The 21,195-nt window shown below is 41.6% G+C and carries 10 protein-coding genes and 1 pseudogene; 10 read left to right on the top strand and 1 reads right to left on the bottom strand.

All coding sequences use genetic code 11. From position 1 onward, the window contains the following. Window positions 1-105: 105 nt before the first annotated feature. Complete coding sequence (locus tag B3317_RS16185) at window positions 106-4,434, bottom strand: hybrid sensor histidine kinase/response regulator transcription factor (RefSeq protein WP_291113480.1); 4,329 nt, start codon at window positions 4,432-4,434, stop codon at window positions 106-108. A gap of 377 nt (window positions 4,435-4,811) precedes the next feature. Between B3317_RS16185 and B3317_RS16180 the strand changes: the two genes are divergently transcribed. The 10 genes and pseudogenes from B3317_RS16180 (at window position 4,812) to B3317_RS16135 (ending at window position 21,194) form a co-directional block, all read left to right on the top strand. After that, window positions 4,812-7,889 (top strand): SusC/RagA family TonB-linked outer membrane protein, encoded by a 3,078-nt coding sequence (locus B3317_RS16180; RefSeq protein WP_414647514.1) that lies wholly within the window; start codon window positions 4,812-4,814, stop codon window positions 7,887-7,889. Between the two features lie 12 nt (window positions 7,890-7,901). Then, entirely contained in the window at window positions 7,902-9,908 is a 2,007-nt protein-coding gene (locus B3317_RS16175; RefSeq protein WP_291113478.1) for a RagB/SusD family nutrient uptake outer membrane protein, read from the top strand. A gap of 269 nt (window positions 9,909-10,177) precedes the next feature. Beyond that, window positions 10,178-12,208, top strand: a complete 2,031-nt coding sequence (locus tag B3317_RS16170; protein WP_291113476.1) for a rhamnogalacturonan lyase — start codon at window positions 10,178-10,180, stop codon at window positions 12,206-12,208. Beyond that, entirely contained in the window at window positions 12,205-13,440 is a 1,236-nt protein-coding gene (locus tag B3317_RS16165; protein WP_291113474.1) for an oligogalacturonate lyase family protein, read from the top strand. The genes B3317_RS16170 and B3317_RS16165 overlap by 4 nt, the downstream gene beginning before the upstream one ends. An 84-nt stretch (window positions 13,441-13,524) precedes the next feature. Further along, window positions 13,525-14,913: pseudogene (locus B3317_RS16160) on the top strand (glycoside hydrolase family 88/105 protein); the annotation flags it as partial. A gap of 57 nt (window positions 14,914-14,970) precedes the next feature. Then, complete coding sequence (locus tag B3317_RS16155; RefSeq protein WP_379997743.1) at window positions 14,971-15,666, top strand: rhamnogalacturonan acetylesterase; 696 nt, start codon at window positions 14,971-14,973, stop codon at window positions 15,664-15,666. A 9-nt stretch (window positions 15,667-15,675) separates the two neighbouring features. Next, complete coding sequence (gene rhaM / locus B3317_RS16150; protein WP_291113472.1) at window positions 15,676-15,990, top strand: L-rhamnose mutarotase; 315 nt, start codon at window positions 15,676-15,678, stop codon at window positions 15,988-15,990. Window positions 15,991-16,002: 12 nt separating this feature from the next. Next, window positions 16,003-17,271 carry a rhamnogalacturonan acetylesterase gene (locus B3317_RS16145; protein ID WP_291113470.1) on the top strand — a complete coding sequence of 423 codons (1,269 nt, stop codon included), beginning with the start codon at window positions 16,003-16,005 and terminating at the stop codon, window positions 17,269-17,271. Window positions 17,272-17,332: 61 nt separating this feature from the next. Beyond that, the gene (locus B3317_RS16140; protein WP_291113468.1) at window positions 17,333-18,580 is read left to right on the top strand and encodes a glycoside hydrolase family 88/105 protein; all 1,248 of its coding nucleotides are present in this window, start codon (window positions 17,333-17,335) and stop codon (window positions 18,578-18,580) included. A 517-nt stretch (window positions 18,581-19,097) separates the two neighbouring features. Then, entirely contained in the window at window positions 19,098-21,194 is a 2,097-nt protein-coding gene (locus tag B3317_RS16135; protein WP_291113466.1) for a DUF4450 domain-containing protein, read from the top strand. Window position 21,195: the final 1 nt, after the last annotated feature.

The raw sequence follows: 21,195 nt of genomic DNA, 5'->3' as shown, positions 1-21,195 counted from the left end.
TTTGCTTTTGGGGGACAGTTAATGATGATCGTTTAAACGTGTTGGTAATTAATGATATAAATCTTTTTTGTGAGCGTTGTTTGTCATGTTCTGAAACTTGTGGATTTACTCCTTCTGATTTATCGGTTGTCCGTATTTCGATGGAGAACATTTATACTGGGCTTTGAAACATTTGCTGAAATAGAACGGATCGTCAAAGCCTACCTTGTAAGATATTTCGGATACAGTAAGTTCTCCCTGTAAAAGCAGTTCGGCGGCGCGTTTCAACCGCTTTATCTTTATGAGTTCGTTAGGCGAAAGTCCGGTTATGCCTTTAACCTTTTTGTAGAAAATAGTACGTCTTTGTTTGGCTAATTCGGCGAACTTATCTACAGAAAATTCGGTGTCGGCAAGATGTTCTTCCAGTATTTTATCTATCAGGTTGAAGAATTCCTTATCCTTGTCTGTAGATGTAATCAGGTTGCCGTCGAGAACATACTCATTCGAAAAACGTTTTTTCAGTTGTTCCCGTTGTTCTATCAGTTTAAACACTCTGGTTACAAGATATTTCAGACTGAATGGCTTCATGATATATGCATCCGCCCCGCTCTGGATACCTTCCAGTTGATGCTCTATCGACGAATGTGCCGTTAACAGGATGATAGGAATATGGCAGGTCTGGAAATCTTCTTTCAGTCTCCGTGTCACTTCAAATCCATCCATGGCAGGCATCATTACATCGCAGATAATAAGGTCTGGGTTTGTTTCAACCGCCTTTTGCAATCCTTTTTGTCCGTCTTCGGCAACTTCTACCATAAAGTATTTGCTGAATTCATCAATCAGGAAATTGCGGATATCATCGTTGTCGTCGATTATAAGCATCTTGTAATTGGAGAGTGTGGAATCGTCTATATCCGGTAATTGGATGCTTTCAGTATTATCCGATGGATAAAGTATCTTGCTCTTGTTTTCGGTAGGGATAATATCGGAATGAGTTGGAGTAATGAAATTTTCGCCTTTGTAAGTTTCCTTATTTACAGATATCTCGACATTGAATATGGAGCCTTGTTCTTCATTGTTCTCATACCAGATCCTGCCTTTATGTACATCGACAAACTCTTTTACCAGAGACAGACCTACGCCGGTTCCGGACGATGAAAAGTTGATTTGCATGAAACGGCTGAACAGCATATGCTGCTTATCTTTGTCGACACCTATACCGTTATCTTTCACTTTGAAAAGGCATGTTTGCTTTTGCTGGTCGATAGAAATCATAAGTTCTATTTTGCCCCCGTTAGGAGTAAACTTGAATGCGTTGGATAACAGGTTATACAGGATCTTATCCACCTTGCGGCGATCTATAAACATCTTATATGACTCGGTGTTGCTGATAAACGAGTACTCTATTTTCTTCTGATTAGCGGCTTCCTGAAAATTGGAATATATGTCTTTGGAAAAGTCAATGATATCGGTATCTTCCAAATCGAGAGTCAATACATTATTCTGTAGTTTTCGGAATTCTAGTAACTGGTCGATGAGCCGGGTGAGTATAACGGAGTTTCTACCCAGAATGTTTATCTGCTTCATTGCGTGCGGAGACACTCCTGTTTGTTCATTCAGGTTTTCCACAGCCCCTCTGATCAGCGTCAGCGGGGTTCTGAATTCGTGGGATATGTTGGTAAAGAAACGCAGTTTATGATTTGTCAGCTCTTTTTCTAGTTTTACATTATTATTCAGCATATTAAACTTATAGATAAGTCTGAAAGCGATGTATAAAAGGAGCATTACTAACAGGCCATAAATAATATAGGCATACCATGACTTCCAGAAAGGGGGTGAGATAATGATTTCAATCTGTGTGACTTCCTCATTCCAGATTCCGTCACTGTTTGTCCCTCTTACCTTGAATATATATTTCCCCGATGAAAGGTTTTTGTAGGTGGCTGTATTATAATGGCTTATCGCGCTCCATTGCTTGTCATAGTTTTCCAGCATATAAACGTACCTGTTTTTTGCCGGATCTTTTAATACTAAGGAGGCGAATTCGATAGTGAATGTATTCTGCTTATAGTTTAAGTTTATTTTATCGGAATAGCTTATCGATTGTTTCAGGGGTGAGTCTTTTTTTCCGGCCTCAACCTTGACATCATAAATGAAAAAGTCTGTCAATGTAACAGGTGGGGTATTTTGGTCGGGCACGAACGATTCGGGGTTGAAAACGATTAATCCATCGAGGCTACCCCACAACATATTGCCGTTTTTGTAGTGGATATTTGCATTCTCATTGAAATGGTTGCCGTATGTTTTCTCAGAAAACTGATAGATTATGAATGTGTTTGTATTCTTATTAAACTTGGTTATTCCACTTTCTGTGCTGATCCACAGATTATGTTCTTTGTCTTCTTGAATACCTGATACAAAATCACCGGACAAACCGTTTGCAGTAGTATAGGCTATAAAATGTTCATCATTCTCCGCGGTAGCAGGAATAAACTTATTTAGTCCGCCTCCGGCAGTACCTATCCAGATGATGCCTTCCTCGTCTTCAAATATTGTCTTTATATCATTACAGTTAATACCGTTTTTCTTATTCAGGTTCATGCGGTATGTTTTATAGGCTTTAGGATTTTTTATCAACTCTTCCGGATTGAATAAAAGGATGCCGTCGCTACTTCCTGCCCATATACGGTCTTTACTATCCTGATATATATACCTGATATAACTACGGTTGCCGTCGTCGAAGAAGAAACGTTTGAACTTAATACCGCCGGGTGTATCTTCGGCAAGGTTTATCCCTCCTCCGAAAGTGCCTATCCACATACGGCTTTTATTGTCTTTATATATATTGAAGATGGTATTGTAGCTTAGTGAATTGGTATCTGTCTCTATATTCGTATAGTGAGCTATTTCTTTGTATGTGGCCAGATCTATGATGTATAAGCCTTTTCCTTTAGTCCCTACCCACATTCTTTTTCTGGAGTCTTCGGTCAAAGTATAAGGATTCATATCTTTATATATACATCTCCCGGCTTCCAGGATGTCTTCATATACATATAAGCTGCCATTCTTTGTGCCTACCCATGTTTTGTCGAATGCGTCGGCATATATTGTGCGTACATTGTTGTTTTTCCCTATTGAAGTCTCTATCTCAGGGCGGACAATCTGTATGTCGTAATTGGGTTTGGTAACCTTAATGATACCTGCATATTCGCTTCCAATCCAGATATTTCCATATCTGTCTTCCGTGATGGACAGGAGATAATCCGATGCAGGACTGTTCTTGTCGGCGCTATACTTATAGTTCTGTAGAATCTCAGTTTCAGGATTATAGTAAAATAGTCCATTCCCATATGTCGTAATCCAGATGAAACCTTTAGAATCTATGAATACATTATATCTCTCTAAGTCGATGATTTGAGCAATAGCCGATGGTATTAATTCCATCTTTTTTACCTTTCGGCTGTTTTGATTATAATACCATACTATACCGGAGTGATTATATATCCAGATACCCTGATTCTTATCGATTATAAACTCTGTATTACCTGCGAGTTGCGGATCTTTTGCCCAAACAGGTTTGTCAAAAAGTCCGGTACTTATATTATATGAAATAAGTCCCGACGCTTTTGTTGTTATCAATAGTTCATTATCTGATAATTTAGTCACATCGGAATAAATGTCATTGAGTGAGGTGTTGGCAGTTTCCTGAAATGATTTTCGTTTAATATCATATTCGACGATAGCCGACTTTTCGGTTATGAAGTATATTTTATTATTAAGTTCTATTGCTTTAGTAAAAGAATGTTCATTGTAAAAGAGAGTATCTGCCTTATCTCCCGATATCATGAAAAGACCGGATTCGCCGCCAACCCATATTGCAGCTTTGGAGTCTTCGAAGAGAAATTTACAGTCTTTCTTATTCTCTGTTGTCTTCCCGGTAAGAAATGATTTTGTGGAAAATCTACTCCCCGTTTTGTGTATTCGCAGGCAACCGTTGGTATTTCCCCACAACCAGATAGTACCATCCGAAGTTTCATAATAATTTATATAATATGCATTGTTTTCATGGATCTTATTTCCCTGTGAATGGTAGTTTACAAAGGAATCTGAAACCGGATTATAACAGCTGAACTCATTCTTATATGTCTTGATCCACAAATACCCGTCTTTGTCCTGAAAAACGTCTTTTATACGATGGTCTATCAGTGAATTCGGATTGTTAAGCTGAGGTTTGTAAGCAATAAGATTATAGCCATCATATCTGTTCAGTCCATCTAAAGTTCCTGCCCAGATAAAACCTTTTTTATCCTCGAGAATTGCCCGGACAGTATTTTGCGACAGCCCGTCTTTCGTACTGATTTGTGTGAACTGCAAATTGTTGTCCTTTGCCGGATACGATTTTACAGGTAAGATAATGAATAGAATAATGAAGACTATAGATTTCAATAGGTTCATAAGGCTAACAATATTTGAAACTCTTATCAAAAGTACGAAAACTAATGTTTATTCGGGGCCGGGTGGCTAAAAATCTATGAGATTGAACGATTTTACAGATGTCATGTTCCTTTGTCCTGCAATCTGCGAAAGTCTGGCTTGTAACTGTTTCCTGTAAACAATTTCCGAAATTTGCATTTTTACAATATTGTATGTTTTGTAATAGCAAAAATGAATTTCCATAACTATGAACAAAAATACATTTTTCTGAAAATATGTTAATCTTAGTTTTGCTGCTGTAAATCGAAATATGAAAAACCTGGTGTTGTAATTTTTAGAATCTAAAGCAAAAAGAATTTAAACACACGAAACTCAATTACCATTTTAAATTAATATTTATGAGGAATTACCATGGAAAACGGCTTTTAAGAGCCAGAGGTATGTTGACATTGATTCTCGTTTTTATGTCGACATTAGTTTTTGCGCAGACAAAGACTGTAACCGGTACAGTTGTCGATGATTTGGGAGATGGTGTAATCGGAGCTGTAATAACAGTAAAAGGATCAACAAAAGGAACGGTAACAGATCATGACGGAAATTTTTCTGTTGTGGCAGGTGCCCAGGATGTACTCAATATAAAGCTCATCGGCTATATTGAGCAGAATATTACGGTAGGATCACAAACACACATTAAAATTGTGCTTCACGAAGATACACAGATGCTGGATGAAGTAATCGTTGTTGGATATGGAGTTCAGAAGAAAAGTGATGTGACCGGAGCTATGGTGAGAGTTGGTGAGAAAGAAATGAAAGCTATGCCTGTGCAAAATGTTTTACAAGCTATGCAGGGAAAACTAGCCGGAGTAGATATAACTTCTAATGAACGTCCGGGAGAAGTAGGCTCTATACGTGTACGTGGTGAACGTTCTATCAATGCGACTAATGGCCCTTTATATGTAGTGGATGGTATTCCATTACAGGGATTAGGTATTGAAAATTTAAATCCGGGCGATATAGAGTCGGTAGATGTTCTTAAAGATGCCTCGGCAGCAGCTATTTATGGATCAAGAGGTGCCAATGGGGTAATTCTTGTTACAACGAAGAGAGGTAAGACTGGTAAAGTCTCAATAAATTATTCAGGAACTTTTTCCGTGGAAAATATGCATGACCGACTGGAAATGATGAATTCTCAGGAATGGATTGATTATAGCCGTGCGGCAAAGATAAAAGCAGGCACATATAATGGATCTACAACTATTTCGATGGAGAATGATGAAAAGGTATATGGACAAGATCCTTATGCATGGGCTCAATTCAAAAAAGGATGGGCCGGCGGTTCTTGGGATGGGAGCCTTGTCCCTACTTATGATTGGACAGACGCAGGTCTTCAAACGGCTTTTACTCACGAGCATACACTTAGTGCCAGCGGAGGTTCTGATAAAATGCAGGCTTATTTCTCCTTTGGATATTTAAATCAGGACGGCACGCAACCGGGACAACGTTATCAAAGATATACTGCAAAAACGAGTGTGGATATGCAAGCGAACGATTGGTTCAAGTTAGGGGGTAGCATGAATGTCACATGGGGAGACCAGGAGTATGGTTATAACTTTCGCAAGAGTACAACGGGTGCATCCAATCTCTATTTTGCTTTGCAAGGTATGCTACCCTGGACTGTACCTTATGATGATAATGGGGGATATATCCGAAATCCGGGAGGAGACGTAAATATCATCAACCCGATAAGAGAGGCTGAATATTGTAACAATCAACGGCAGAATCTTCGTGCTTTCGGTAGTTTTTATGCCGAATTGAATATGGGAAAGATGGCAGAGGTATTGGACGGACTGCGGTACCGTTTCCAGTTCGGACCCGATTTCCGTTATGGTCGTACAGGTATAGCCGATCCGGCTGAATCTATAAATGGGGATGGGAAAAATCTGGCTCAGTACAATACTGAAACCAAACGCTCATGGACTCTGGACAATCTGTTGTATTACGACAAGACTATTGGCAAGCATAATTTAGGTCTTACTTTATTGCAAAGTGCATCAGCCTATCATCTGGAAGGTTCAAATATGAGAAGCTATGTTAATTCATCACAGGAACTCTGGTATAACATTGCTTCGAAAAGCGATATCCAAAGCTATGGAACGTATCTCACAGAAACATCTCTCCAATCATATATGGTTCGTATGAATTATGCATTTTCAGATAAATATCTTCTTACGGCTTCCGGGCGTTGGGACGGAGCGTCTCAATTGGCAGAGGGGCATAAATGGGATTTCTTTCCATCTGCAGCTTTGGGTTGGAGAGCAGAGCAGGAAGAATTTCTGAAAGAGATGAGTTGGATCAACTTGCTTAAACTTCGTTTAGGTGTGGGTATTACAGGAAACTCGGCAATTGATGCATATGCGACAAAAGGTGCTATTGCTCCTAACTATTACCATTTCGGAGACGTTACGGTAAATGGTATGGTCGCATCAGACCCTTCTGCAAAAGATCCGGTAGTAATGGCAAATCCGGAATTGGGATGGGAAAAGACTACCCAATATAATCTGGGTTTAGACTTCTCTTTCCTGAAAGGACGTATAGGAGGCTCTATCGATTTATATAAATCGAAAACCTCAGACCTGTTGATGACAAAAAGTTTACCTTCTCTGACCGGCTATTTGAGAACCTGGGCAAATGTAGGAAAGACTGAAAATAAAGGGATTGATATCACTTTAAATACAACTAATATACAAACAAAAGATTTTGGATGGACTTCGTCTATTACGTTCTCTGCTGATAAAAATAAGATTACAGAGTTGGCGGATGGAAAAACTCAGGATATAGCCAACGGATGGTTTGTCGGAGAATCTATAGGCTCGTATTATGACTATGTCTACGATGGTGTGTGGAAAACCAGCGAAAAAGAAGAAGCTGCAAAATATGGCCGTGAACCGGGACAGTTGAAAGTCAGGGATCTTAATGGAGACGGAAATATAGATGCTAATAATGACAGGCAAATTGTAGGTAAAGCTCGCCCTGACTGGTCCGGAGGCCTACTGAATACATTTACTTATAAAAACTGGGAACTATCGTTCTTCTTATACGGGCGTTTTGGGTTTACTGTTCGTACAGGAGAGGAAACTCTTTCCGGACGTTTTGCTATGCGCAAACTCGACTACTGGATTGAAGGAGTGAATGAAAGTGCTGAATATTATGCTCCAGGTGTAGGTGGAGAGAATGGTGATACATACAAAGCTTCGATGAGTTATCGCGACGGTTCGTTCGTCAAATTGAGAAATATCTCATTAGGATATAACTTCTCTCCGAAAATAACCAAATCTTTAGGTATTAATAATCTTAAGCTTTATGCACAATGTATGAATCCGGGCCTCATTTATTCAAAGATAGACTTTATCGATCCGGACTTAGGTGGGTCTACATTCAACCGTAGTTTTGTTTTTGGTATTAATGTCGGATTTTAATAAATGCTTATTATGAATAATAAATATAAAATATTATATACGGGGTTGATAATTGCATCCTCAATATTTGGCCTTTCGTCTTGTAGCGCTGATTTTCTCAATGAGAAATTGATAACAACAGAAAGTACGCAGTCTTTCGAAACACAGGAAGGTCTTGACAAGCTGTCTATCGGCCTCTATCAAAATCTTGAGTTTCATTTCAACTATGAATGGGTCTATACCCTCTGGCAATACGGGACAGACGAGATGGCTGTGGCAAATGACGGGATTCAGGAACCTTACAATAGTTATACATCGGCTTTTGATCCCAGCAGGGCAAATGGAATGCCCGAACTATGGGATAATATGTATTCCGGCATATCTTCGGCTAATATATTGATAAAGAATGTTCCTCTGTATTATGATTCGAATAGCGCTAATTATAATACCCGTTTGGGAGAAGGGTATTTTATGAGGGGATTCAACTATTTCCGTTTAGTTTGTCAATTCGGAGGAGTGCCTTTATTGAAGGAACCTGTCATAGGTGCAACGACCGATTTTGAACGTGGCAGTATTGAAGATACATACAATCTTGTAATATCCGATTTGAAAGAAGCGTACAATTTATTACCTCCAAGCGTCAGCCAAACAGGCCGTTTAACAAAATGGGCGGCAGCTCATTTTATTGCCAAAGCTTGTTTATTCCGGGCGAGTGAATTAAACGACTCCTGGAATAGTGGTTATAAAACTCAGGACTTAGACGATGTTATAAAATTTTCAAAGGAGGTTATTACCGCTCATCCTTTATGTAATGATTTTGTTGATTTATGGAATTATCAGGAGCCTAACGGTGCAAATGAAAAAGTAACGGAAGTTGTATTAGCCGCCCAGTTTTCAAATGATGCCTCATCTAAAGGTCGTTATGGTAATCAGGTACATTTGTATTATCCATCTCTTTATCAGAATCTTGTGGGTTTGAAGAGGGATATATCGGGTGACCGTGAATTTTCCCGTTTGCGTACAACCGAATATGCCCTTGATGTATATGACAGGGTGAATGATTCACGTTTTTGGAAAAGTTATATAACATCATATCGTTGCAATAACCCTTCGGCGGCACCTAAGTGGGGTAGTTACGCCCCTGCCGGAAAAACGGCAGATGATCCTAGATTTACCGGAGGAGAAGAAGCGGTCCGCTATATAGTTAACGATGCAGGAGATACCCGTTATACTTCAGACAACCTTAATTATTATGCCCCTTATATGTTTGTCCGCTACTTTAAAGGTGAGTCAAAATTATACATCGGCGAACATGGCAACAGTGGTACATATGCGACTAAATCACGTTATGTCGCATTAAGTAAATTCCGTGATGGTTCGCGTACTACAGTTGCAGATCAGTTCGGATGCCGCGATGGTATACTGGCCCGTTCGGCAGAGGATTATCTGATGGTTGCGGAGGCTTATGGCCGTCAGGGTAAATACAGTGAAGCTCTTCCGTATATCAATAAGCTACGTGAGAGAGCCGGATATGCTGATGGGGAAGTGCGTAATAAAAATGTCGACGGAGGACAGGCTTATAAGAAGAATTCGGCAGGACACGGGAGTGGTACCGGATTTGCAGTGTACTCGGAGACAAATACATACTACGAATCTAATAATAATATGCCGGAGACGACAGCTCCTACAAAGAGTGTGATGCAGTTTGCGTCGGTAAGTGATATATTTAATTCCACAAAAGAATTTTATGATGTTCTGAATGCAAGTTCAGATGCCGAGAAGTTTATGGTCTTTATCATGAATGAGCGTTCTCGTGAATTGATGGGTGAATTACATCGTTGGCCAGACTTGGCTCGTAGCAAACAGCTTGAAAAACGGTTTGAAGCATTTAATGACGGTTCGGTTATTACAGGTTCGGCTTTTAAGGCAAGTAAGCACTACCTTCGTCCATTGCCACAAACTTTCCTCGATGCTGTAACTAAAAACGGACAATCTTTATCCGCAGGAGAAAAGCAGGCTATGCAAAATCCCGAATGGTAATTAATCTGCCTGTTTTCTAAGAATATCTTTAAATGAGGGTGTGTCAAAAGTATTTTTCACTTTCTATTTACATACGCTACGCTCCTGTGACCGTTGGTTGTCATGTTGAACGGAGTGAAACATCTCGTTTCTCTGGGTCGAGATCCTTCGTTACACTCAGAAACAACGTTCGGCAGAGCGAAGCGGAGCCAATGACAAAGAGGGTAGCACATTGATAGTACTGTGCCCCTTTTGACACACCCTCATTTATAAAATAAAAATTCAGTAGTATGAAGTACAACCTATTACTTTCCCTATTATTACTTATTACCACACATATTATCTCCCAACCCAATTATAACTATTCCAGGCTCAAGAGGGAGAAGTTAGGGAGAGGACTCGTTGCGGTAAAGAAGAATAGCAATACAAATTCTATAAGTTGGCGTTATCTTTCATCGGATGCTTCAGACGCTTCTTTTAATATATACAGAAACGGGAAAAAGATAAATTCAGAACCTGTTTCGGGTAAAACATACTTTGAGGACAAGATACAACCGGATGGGGCGCTTACCTACCAGTTAAAACAAATATTAAGAGAGACAGAGATTGACGAACAATCTTACACATTACCGGCTGATGCACCTGTTGGCTGCTTAAATATTCCATTGGACATACCCTCGTCGGGCATAACTCCCGACGGACAAACATATACCTATGCACCCAATGATGCTTCGGTAGGAGATGTCGATGGCGACGGAGAATATGAAGTTATATTGAAGTGGGACCCTTCAAATGCCCATGACAACTCACATAACGGTTATACCGGAAATGTATATATAGACTGCTACAAGTTGAGCGGTGAAAAATTATGGCGCATAGACCTCGGACAGAATATCCGTGCAGGCGCGCATTATACACAATTTATGGTCTACGATCTGGACAATGACGGTAAGGCCGAGATTGTTATGAAAACAGCTGACGGGACTGTCGACGGAAAAGGAAATATCATAGGTAAGGCTGATGCCGACTACCGAAATAAATACGGTTTTATAATAGAAGGGCCTGAATATCTTACAGTCTTCAATGGGCAAACAGGCGAAGCAATGTCTACAATCGATTATATTCCGCAGAGAGGAGATGTAAGTGCATGGGGCGATACCAGAGGCAATCGGGTAGACCGTTTCCTTGCTTGTGTCGCTTATCTCGATGGAGAGTACCCGAGTGTGGTTATGTGTCGTGGATATTATACACGCACAGTGCTGGCTGCCTTTGACTGGCGAAAGGGCAAGCTGACAAACCGCTGGGTGTTTGACTCCGATCAGCCCGGAAACGGGAAATATGCCGGGCAGGGCAATCACAACCTTAGGGTAGGAGATGTCGACGGGGACGGATGCGATGAGATTATATATGGTTCTTGTGCGATAGATCATGATGGAACAGGCCTGTATAGCACACAGATGGGGCATGGCGATGCGATGCATATGACTGTGTTCGATCCCCGCAGAAAAGGAATGCAGGTTTGGGATTGCCACGAAAACAGGCGCGATGGTTCCAGTTACCGTGATGCTGCAACAGGGGAAGTTCTTTTCCAGATAAAAGCATCAGAGGATGTCGGGCGCTGTATGGCTGCCGATATTGACCCTGAGCATACCGGAGTGGAGATGTGGTCGCATTTCAGTAATGGGATTTACAATGTGGACGGACAATGTATTAATCCTTCTATAGAAAATGTATCGGTAAATATGGCTTGCTGGTGGGATGGAGACCTGCTGAGAGAGTTGTTGGATAAAGTAAGTATTACAAAGTACGATTATAAAAACAAGATCTCTAAGGTCATTTTCTCTGCCGATGAATGCCTTTCCAATAATGGAACGAAAGCTACTCCGTGCCTGCAAGGCGATATTATCGGTGATTGGCGTGAAGAGGTGCTTTTCAGGACAAAAGACAATAAGAATCTGAGATTATATGTATCTACAAATGATACCGGTTATAGGTTCCATTCGTTCCTCGAGGACCCTGTTTACAGGATTAGCATCGCTACTCAGAATGTGGCTTATAACCAGCCTGCCCAATCCGGGTTTTATTTCGGAGCCGATTTGGGCAAATGTTTTCCCGTAAAGGATATTGTTGTAGATAAAGATTATGTAGAACTGGATGCCGGGATGGATTATGATTCATATAGCTGGTCGGTAGGAGGAAACGAGAGAATAAGAAAAATAACAACAAAAGATATCCCTGCAGGTAAGAAAACAAGAGTTGAACTGACTGTGACTTATCGCGGATACGAGTTTAAGGACTATGTTTATATAACATTTAAATGATGAATAGATATACCACAATCTTAATAGTACTCCTTTGCCTGTCCCTTTTTACCCGGGCTTCGGATATCGGCAAGCGTTTTCCTTCTGAGAAATTTGTGATGGTAGATACCCGTACCGGATATACAATAACGGCACTTACAAACGGTACGTATAGTGATGCTAAATTATATCCGACGCATCCGCAATGGACTTCGGATGGGAGGTATATCGTTTTCAGGTCTTCCGACCGTTCGGCAGATAAGCATTCACAGGCGTTTGCCGTGTCGGAAGCGACCGGGGAGATTATCCAACTGACAGATGGTGAGGGTACAGGTACAGGCAGTCTGAATGTGGCGCGTCTTTCCAATAAATTATATTATTTCAGAACGGAGAATAATGTAAAAACACTGATAGAGCTAAATCTCGATTCATTACTTAATGATAGCTACAGAAATACGATAAAGCAAAAAGAAGCCTACGAGCGTGCCATTGCAGTATTGCCTTCCCACTTAGCGGAGTCTGGTGGTTTTACACTCGATGCCGGTGAAACGAAAGCATATGTTGGCGTACGGCTTATTGGTGCAAAAGTAGAAAAAGCAGAAGATGATAATGAGTTCCGTATAGCACAGGTACCTTCCGGTATAAGGGCAATTGACCTGAAAACGGGAGATATATCCACAGTCATAGATGTACCTTTTACAATGGGACATGTACAGGCAAATCCTTTTCTGGCAGGAGAAATCCTATATTGTCAGGAAACAGGGGGGGATGCTCCGCAGCGCATGTGGATTACAAAAGCGGATGGTTCGGATAACCGTCCCCTATTTGTAGAAGATGCTGACGATTGGGTAACACACGAAACATGGGTAGACAGGGATCATGTATATTTCAATGTGATGGGACATTTACCCCGTTTGCGCAAAAGACCGACCGGCTTATTTCGCATTAATGTCCGCACAGATGAAGTTCAGCTACTCGGACAACTCGATTACGGCTCCGGATTCTGGCATTGCGGAGGTACTTCGGATGGAAAGTGGGGAGCATCGGATAATTTCGAAGGGGAAGTTTATCTTATAAACAGTATGACCGGAGAAAGGAAGTTGTTAACTGCAAATCACCGGATGAAGCCGGATCATACACATCCGTCGTTCAGTCCGGATAATACCCGGATATTGATTCAGTCCGGTTATCTTACCGATGGAAAGAAGTTAAGTTTGATGATCGTAAATATAAATCAAGCCGTAAATAAGTAGGAATAGAACCATATTTCTATCTATTTGAATGATTTTACATACTCTCTATCTGTAGAAAAAGCTTTATTTGTAATAAAAAATCTCATGAAAAAGAACATATTTATATTGGGCGTATTATTATTTAATTGTTTCATTTCATTTGCTCAAAAGAAGCAGGAGAAAGTAAATGATTTCAATACGCCATTACATCTTTTGACTCCCGATTATAATACTCCATACAGGGAACTGACCGAAAAGGATATAAAAGCATCCTTGGACAGAGTTCTGAAATATCTGGATGAAACTACTCCGGCACGGGTTGTAGATAAAGATAGCCATAAGGTAATTACCGACTTATCCAAAGTGGACAAAAATGCGATTCTGGAACGGGGTAATTTCCGCCTTGCGAGTTATGAATGGGGGGTAACCTACTCCGGAATGCTTGAAGTGGCGAAGGCTACCGGCGATAAGGCATATTATAAGTATGTGGACGACAGATTCAGATTACTGTCGGATGCCGCTCCTCATTTCAAAAGACTGATGAACGATTACGGGGTTATCGACCCGCAGATGAAACAGATGCTTACTCCTCATGCGCTCGATGACGCAGGCGCTATGTGCGCCGCGATGATAAAGCTGCAACAGGACAAACCTGACTATGAGCTGAGAAGTATTATAGACAACTATATGAACTACATCATGTATAAGGAATACCGCCTGAGCGACGGCACATTTGCCCGTAAGCGCCCGCAAATGAACACGCTCTGGCTCGACGACATGTATATGAGTATCCCTGCGATAGTACAAATGGGAAAACTGACGGGAGACGCCAAATATTATAATGAAGCGGTGAAGCAAATCAAACAATTCTCGGAACGTATGTTTGTGAAAGAAAAAGGATTGTATATGCATGGCTGGGTAGAGTCTATGACAGACCATCCTGCGTTTTTCTGGGGACGTGCCAACGGATGGGCTGTGCTGACTATGACTGAAGTACTGGATGTATTACCCGAAAACCATCCTGAACGGCAACGCATACTGGAACAACTGCGTGCGCATATCAAAGGAATAGCTTCGTATCAGTCGGGAGAAGGATTCTGGCATCAGTTGCTGGATAGAAACGATTCGTATCCGGAGACTTCGGCTACAGCGATATATGTATATTGTATCGCCCGTGCCATAAACAAAGGCTGGATAGATCCTCTGGCTTATGGTCCGGTGGTGCAACTGGGCTGGAACGCGGTTTCTACCAAGATAAACAATGCCGGAGAGGTAGAAGGTACTTGTGTAGGTACAGGCATGGCATTTGATCCGGCATTCTATTACTACCGTCCGGTGAATGTATATGCGGCGCATGGTTACGGGCCTGTATTACTGGCAGGAGCGGAAATGATAAACCTGTTGAAAAAATTCTACCCGCGCATGAATGACAGTGCCATACAATATTATACTTCTCCACAGACAACCAAGTCCCCTATATTCGGGATAGAAGATACTACACGTCCCGATGCGGTCGCCTCAGGCAGCTCACGGGTAAACGATAAAGCACCGGTGATATTCCTCATCGGCGACTCTACCGTAAAGAATGGCCGGGGGAAAGGTGACGGCGGTCAGTGGGGCTGGGGAAGCTTCTTTCAGCAATTTTTCGATACAACACGTATATCAGTAGAAAATCATGCATTAGGCGGACGCAGTAGCCGGACATTCTTTACCGAAGATCTCTGGAATAAGGTATTGCCGGGTATCCGAAAAGGCGATTATCTGTTTATACAGTTCGGACATAACGATGGAGGCCCTCTGAATACAGGGCGTGCGCGTGCTTCACTCAATGGTACGGGGGATGAGTCTCAGGTGGTAATAATGGAACGTAACGGCGGCCCCGAAGAAGTGTTCACTTTTGGTCACTATCTGCGTATCTATATCCGTCAGGCAAAAGCGGTCGGAGCCATACCGGTTGTGCTGTCCCCTACACCCGGCAACAGATGGACAAACGGAAAAATGAACCGTATGACCGAAACATATACCAAATGGGCAAAAGAAGTGGCCCGGCAGGAAGGTGTGGAATTTATCGACCTCAATGATCGCACGGCTGATAAATGCGATGCCATGGGTGAAGAAAAAGGAAAGCAACTGTTCGTTGACAGTGTGCATACAACATACGACGGGGCTATCATAAACGGGCAGTCGGTAATAGAAGGCTTACAAAGTCTGAATGGTTTTTCTTTGAACCAGTATATATTGAAATAATAACATATCATGAAAAGACAAGCTTTTAAAATGTATTTGAAACCGGGATTCGAAGCAGAGTATGAGAAAAGACACAACGCTATCTGGCCGGAACTGAAGCAATTACTCAAAGATACGGGTGTATCCGATTATACGATTTTCTGGGATAAGGAAACGAATCTATTGTTTGGTTATCAGGTTATTGATGGCGATAGTTCCTCTCAGGACTTAGGCGGTAATCCGATTGTGCAGAAATGGTGGGCTCATATGGCTGATATTATGGATACGAATCCGGATAACTCGCCCGTATCCATTCCGTTGCAGGAAGTTTTTCATATGGATTAAACAGTATATCAAATGAGAAAAACCTGTTACATCTTTCTGCTTCTTTTAAGTTCGATAACTGTCCTCGGACAGCAGACGGCTTATAAATTCAACTTTACGGATAAACCTGTAAAAGGTTATACATCTGTGCCGTCGAATACTATCTATGGCGAAAATCCGGTATACGGTTATGATTTGAATACAAATCCGATAGACGGGAATCCATTTTTCTTTTCCGTAGATGTACCCGAAGGCAATTATAAGGTAACGGTTGTATTAGGCAGCGATAAAGGTGAAAGCAACACAACCGTGAAAGCCGAGTCGCGCAGGCTGATGCTTGCCAATATCAAAACCTCAAAGGGTAAATATTCGGCTCATACTTTTGCCGTGAATATTCGTAATACAAAAATCGGAGATACGGATTCGGTGCGGATAAAGAAGCGTGAAACAGGAAAACTTATTTGGGACGATAAACTTACGTTGGAGTTTAACGGGAAGAATCCGGCGGTAGCAAAGATAGAAATAGAAAAGGCTGATAATATTCCGACCATATTCCTTGCAGGAAATTCTACGGTGGTGGATGAAGCCGAAGAGCCGTGGTGCGGTTGGGGGCAGATTTTCCCGGGATTCTTTACCTCTGATATTGCGATAGCCAATTATGCAGAATCGGGTGAAGCGGCCAATACATTCGTTACCTCAAAAAGATTTGCCAAACTCCTTTCTAAAATGAGAAAAGGCGATTACCTGTTCATCGAGTTCGGGCATAACGACCAGAAACAGAAAGGAGAGGGGAAAGGCCCCTATACAAGTTATAAAAGCGATTTGAAATATCTTGCTAGTAAGACCCGCGAAAAAGGAGCGATTCCCGTATTGGTAACATCTATGCACCGCCGCTTCTTTGATGATAACGGGAAAGTGAAAAATACGCATGGCGATTATCCCGACGCTGTAAGGCAATTGGCAAAAGAAGAAAATATTACACTCATCGACCTCAATAATATGAGTGCGACATTATATGAAGCATGGGGCGTGGAAGGGTCAAAACGAGCTTTTGTCTATTATCCCGCAGGTACTTTCCCGAATCAGAAAGAACCGCTGGCTGATAATACACATTTCAATCCTTATGGAGGAACCGAAATAGCCAGGTGCATACTAAAAGGCATGATCGATAATAACCTGCCTGTAAAAAAATACATCAGAAAAGATGTCAGGCCTTTCGATCCGGCTCATCCCGATGACCCTGATAAATTCGGTATTCCGGCCACTCCATTCTCTTCGATAGTAAAACCGGACGGTAACTGATATGGAATAGAACAAAATTGACAGATACATAAAATCTTGAAATAAAAACTTTTATAATTATATGAAACGAACTGCATCAATCATTCTCGGAGTATTCTCTTTATTATCAATCCCGGTATTCGGACAACAACGTACCGATGAAGAATGTATAAGGGCTGTCGCCGACAATATATTGAAACAACCTGTGACACAGTTTGTAGGAGTCACCACCGGAGTTACATACAACAGTACAAAGGAGATACCAAAAGGTGAAGACGTCAGGTTTAAAAGTCCGCTTACAGAGTGGCATTATTCCAATGGAGTGCTGGATATGAGCATGATGCATCTGGGTGAATACCTCAATGAGCCGAAATATACGGACTATGCGAAAAATCATGTCGCTTTTGGCTTTGCCAATTACGGATATTTTAAAAATACATTCCGTAACGACCGGAAACATTGGCACTGGCCTTTCGGACAATTATGGAATACAAAGGAACTGGATGATTGCGGGGCAATGGGCGCGGCGGTGATTGATGTATATATGCTGGATAAGAGAGCGGAATATAAGACATATATAGAAACGGCAGCCGATCATATAATGAATGGGCAGGTACGCTTATCGGACGGTACGCTTTGCCGGACATTTCCCCGTGAGATGACGGTCTGGGCCGACGACGTTTATATGAGTGTCTCCTTTTTGTCGCAAATGGCAAAGATGACAGGGGAAGCGAAATACTATGATGAGGCAGCACGCCAGATTATCAATATTGCCGGTTACCTGTGGTGCTCCGAAAAGCAACTGTTTTACCATTGCTATTATACTGATATGAAACGCAATGGTGTGGCATTCTGGGGACGGGCGAACGGTTGGATAACTGTCTCCTTAGTGATGCTTCTGGATGTAATGCCGGATACTCACCCGAGGCGTGGGGAACTTATAGCCCTGCTTGAAAAACAGATTGTCGGTGCATCCCGATACCAGAATGCAAATGGCATGTGGAATCAGTTGCTGGATAAGCCTGAATCGTATGACGAGTCATCTGTTACAGCCATGTATATCTATGGTATTGCTAAGGCTGTAAACAATAAATGGATAGATCCGGCTTATACCGCTATAGCCCAGATTGCATGGAAGGCCTTGAAAGAAAAGCAGATAACAGCAGACGGGCATTTTAGGAATGTATGTGTCGGTACGGGAATCACCGACGATTTGCCTTTCTATTACAACCGTCCGGTGGGCGAGAACGAAAAGCATGGACTGGGGCTTATCATCGATACGGGTATAGAAATGATGAAACTGGCAAAGTCTCAGAGCCGGAAAAAATAATGTGATCGGAAAGTAACAATTTTATCTATACAGTGTTGTCAAAGTGTTGATAATGAGTGAAAGGTTACAGGTTTTAAAATATGTAATATGTGTTACCTTTGTTACCTTTTAACAGTTACAAGTTACGAGTTACGAGTAAACAAGATACGAGATACAAGTTGTTAACTGATGACTGTTCACTGTTAACTGTAAAGGTTGTTACCTTTGTTACTTTTTAACAAGTTACGAGTTACTTCGCCCTAGGGCAGTTACAAGTTACGGAAAAGGCAGCCTGTTTATTTTGTTTCACGCAAAGAGGTAAAGGCGCAAAGGTTTTTTACATCTTACGAGTTGTTAACTGTTCACTGTAAAAGTTGTTACATGTGTTACCTTTTTAGCGCTGCTCCTTTTGGGAAGCCACAAAGAGAATACAGCTGTATTAAAAGTTCCCCCTATGGGGGCTAGGGGGCTAATAAATATAATTATGATAAATAGTATCCGTTTTTTTATTTTAATAATCTGTTTATATGTGACTTGCATGACTTATGCGAGCCGTATCCCCGAATTGAACTGGGTAGGGAAAACGGGTGCGAGAAATTTACCGAAAAATAACAGGTCGTATAATGTAACCGACTATGGTGCGGTGGGCGATGGTATTGCAATGAATACAAAAGCTATTCAGAAGGCCATCGACGAATGTGCCGGAAATGGTGGCGGAACTGTTACCTTTTCTCCGGGAAAATATCTTACAGGCTCTGTTTATCTGAAAGAAGGAGTTCATTTTATTATTCCTAAGCGTACCACTCTACTCGGCAGTACCGATCTGAAAGATTATCCCGAGATGGATACACGGGTTGCGGGGATAGAGATGCAGTGGCCATCGGCGTTAATAAATATTCTGGGACAAAAAAACGTGATGGTGAGCGGAGAAGGTGTGGTACATGCACAAGGTAAAGTATTTTGGGATTCCTACTGGTCGATGCGTAAGGATTACGAAGCTAAGGGGTTAAGGTGGATTGTGGATTACGATTGTAAACGTCCGCGTACACTTTTGGTTTCCGAATCGTCGGATGTAACGGTAAAGGGACTTACTTTTCGTCAGGCGGGATTCTGGACTATACAGATTCTCTATTCGTCTTATTGCACTGTAGACGGGGTTATTATCCAAAACAACGTGGGAGGGCATGGGCCGAGTACGGATGGGGTGGATATAGATTCATCATCCTATATATTAGTAGAAAACTGCGATATAGATTGTAATGATGATAATTTTTGTCTCAAATCGGGGCGTGATGCCGATGGTCTACGGGTAAACCGTCCTACCGAATATATCGTGATACGCAATTGTATATCGCGTGCAGGCGGAGGATTACTGACATGCGGCAGTGAGACTTCGGGCGGTATCCGTCACGTGCTTGCCGAAGGCTTGAAAGCGAAGGGGACAACGGTAGGTATCCGCCTTAAATCAGCGATGAACAGGGGTGGCACTACCGAGCATATCTATATAAGGAATGTAGAAATGGATAATGTGAGAACGGTGTTTGAAGCGACAATGAACTGGAATCCATCATATAGTTATTCTACTTTGCCCAAAGAATATGCAAACAAAGAAATACCTGAACACTGGAGGAAAATGCTTGAAGAAGTGGAACCGGACAAAGGGATGCCCTACTTCAAAGATATATATCTATCCGGTTTTAAGGTACGGAATTCGAAAACGTTTATGAGTGTGGAAGGGAGTGAGACTTCTCTGATGAAGAATTTCAACTTCAGTGATATAGATGCCAATGTAGACAGGATAGGCGATGTCAGATATGCAAGAGACTGGAAATTTGACAATATAAATATAAAAGCAAAGAACCGGGAGCCTGTTATAATCAAAAATAGTGAAAATGTTCATTTCCCGTCAGGTGTTGTGGCTATAGAAACGGATTTTCCTTATACCTTGAATGGAGTAAATAAAGAGGCGAAAATAAAAGGCGCCGCACATCCCGAATTTTCCTTCCTTTTACCCGAAATGGCGGGAAATTTAAAGTTCGGGATTGTACAAGGGCAGAGCAGTATATGGCTGGGAGATTTCAAAGTAAAAAATGTAAAGCAGTCCGGCAGGCAATTGACATACAGGCTTTCCGATCCGGTATTGAAAGGAGGAGAAATTACTGTAAATGCGGTCGCGTTGAGTTCTTCGAACGGACTTATCATAGAGGTCTCCGCTGTAAAAATACCGGATGATATTTTCCTGTTCTGGTCGTACGGAGGAGCTTATGGAGAAGTATTGGAAAAGACAGGTAATGGTAGTTTAAGGCCGGTTTACTGTAAGTATAATGTGTTCAGTGTGGAGTGCACAGCCTTTACTTTGTATTATGGGCAAAGTATGAAGTTGAAAACGATCAATGCTGTCATGCCGGTTTCTTCCGAAATCCGTTTGTCGGATGCCTATATGCAACAGTCTCCACTCTCTTTCTTCGAATCGGGGAAAAAGACGGATGCTCCGGCTTTAGCGGCTGTTTTGCCTCTGAAAAGCGGACAGAAGGAGTATTTCTGTATATACAGGCAAAACGAAAAGGCTGATTATAATCATTATATGTTGCCCGCACTCTTCCGGAAAGAGACGGCCGGTATAATTAGTGAATGAT

This window comes from Dysgonomonas sp. UBA7710, from assembly GCF_002482385.1.
Taxonomy (GTDB): Bacteria; Bacteroidota; Bacteroidia; order Bacteroidales; family Dysgonomonadaceae; genus Dysgonomonas.
This window is presented reverse-complemented; position numbering and strand designations above follow the sequence as displayed.

Excerpts from the sequence above, each read along its gene's own strand:
- B3317_RS16165 (WP_291113474.1), top strand. The coding sequence starts at position 12,205 with ATGATGAATAGATATACCACAATCTTAATAGTACTCCTTTGCCTGTCC.
- B3317_RS16175 (WP_291113478.1), top strand. The coding sequence starts at position 7,902 with ATGAATAATAAATATAAAATATTATATACGGGGTTGATAATTGCATCC.
- B3317_RS16170 (WP_291113476.1), top strand. The coding sequence starts at position 10,178 with ATGAAGTACAACCTATTACTTTCCCTATTATTACTTATTACCACACAT.
- B3317_RS16185 (WP_291113480.1), bottom strand. The coding sequence starts at position 4,434 with ATGAACCTATTGAAATCTATAGTCTTCATTATTCTATTCATTATCTTA.
- B3317_RS16140 (WP_291113468.1), top strand. The coding sequence starts at position 17,333 with ATGAAACGAACTGCATCAATCATTCTCGGAGTATTCTCTTTATTATCA.
- B3317_RS16135 (WP_291113466.1), top strand. The coding sequence starts at position 19,098 with ATGACTTATGCGAGCCGTATCCCCGAATTGAACTGGGTAGGGAAAACG.
- B3317_RS16180 (WP_414647514.1), top strand. The coding sequence starts at position 4,812 with ATGAGGAATTACCATGGAAAACGGCTTTTAAGAGCCAGAGGTATGTTG.
- rhaM (WP_291113472.1), top strand. The coding sequence starts at position 15,676 with ATGAAAAGACAAGCTTTTAAAATGTATTTGAAACCGGGATTCGAAGCA.
- B3317_RS16145 (WP_291113470.1), top strand. The coding sequence starts at position 16,003 with ATGAGAAAAACCTGTTACATCTTTCTGCTTCTTTTAAGTTCGATAACT.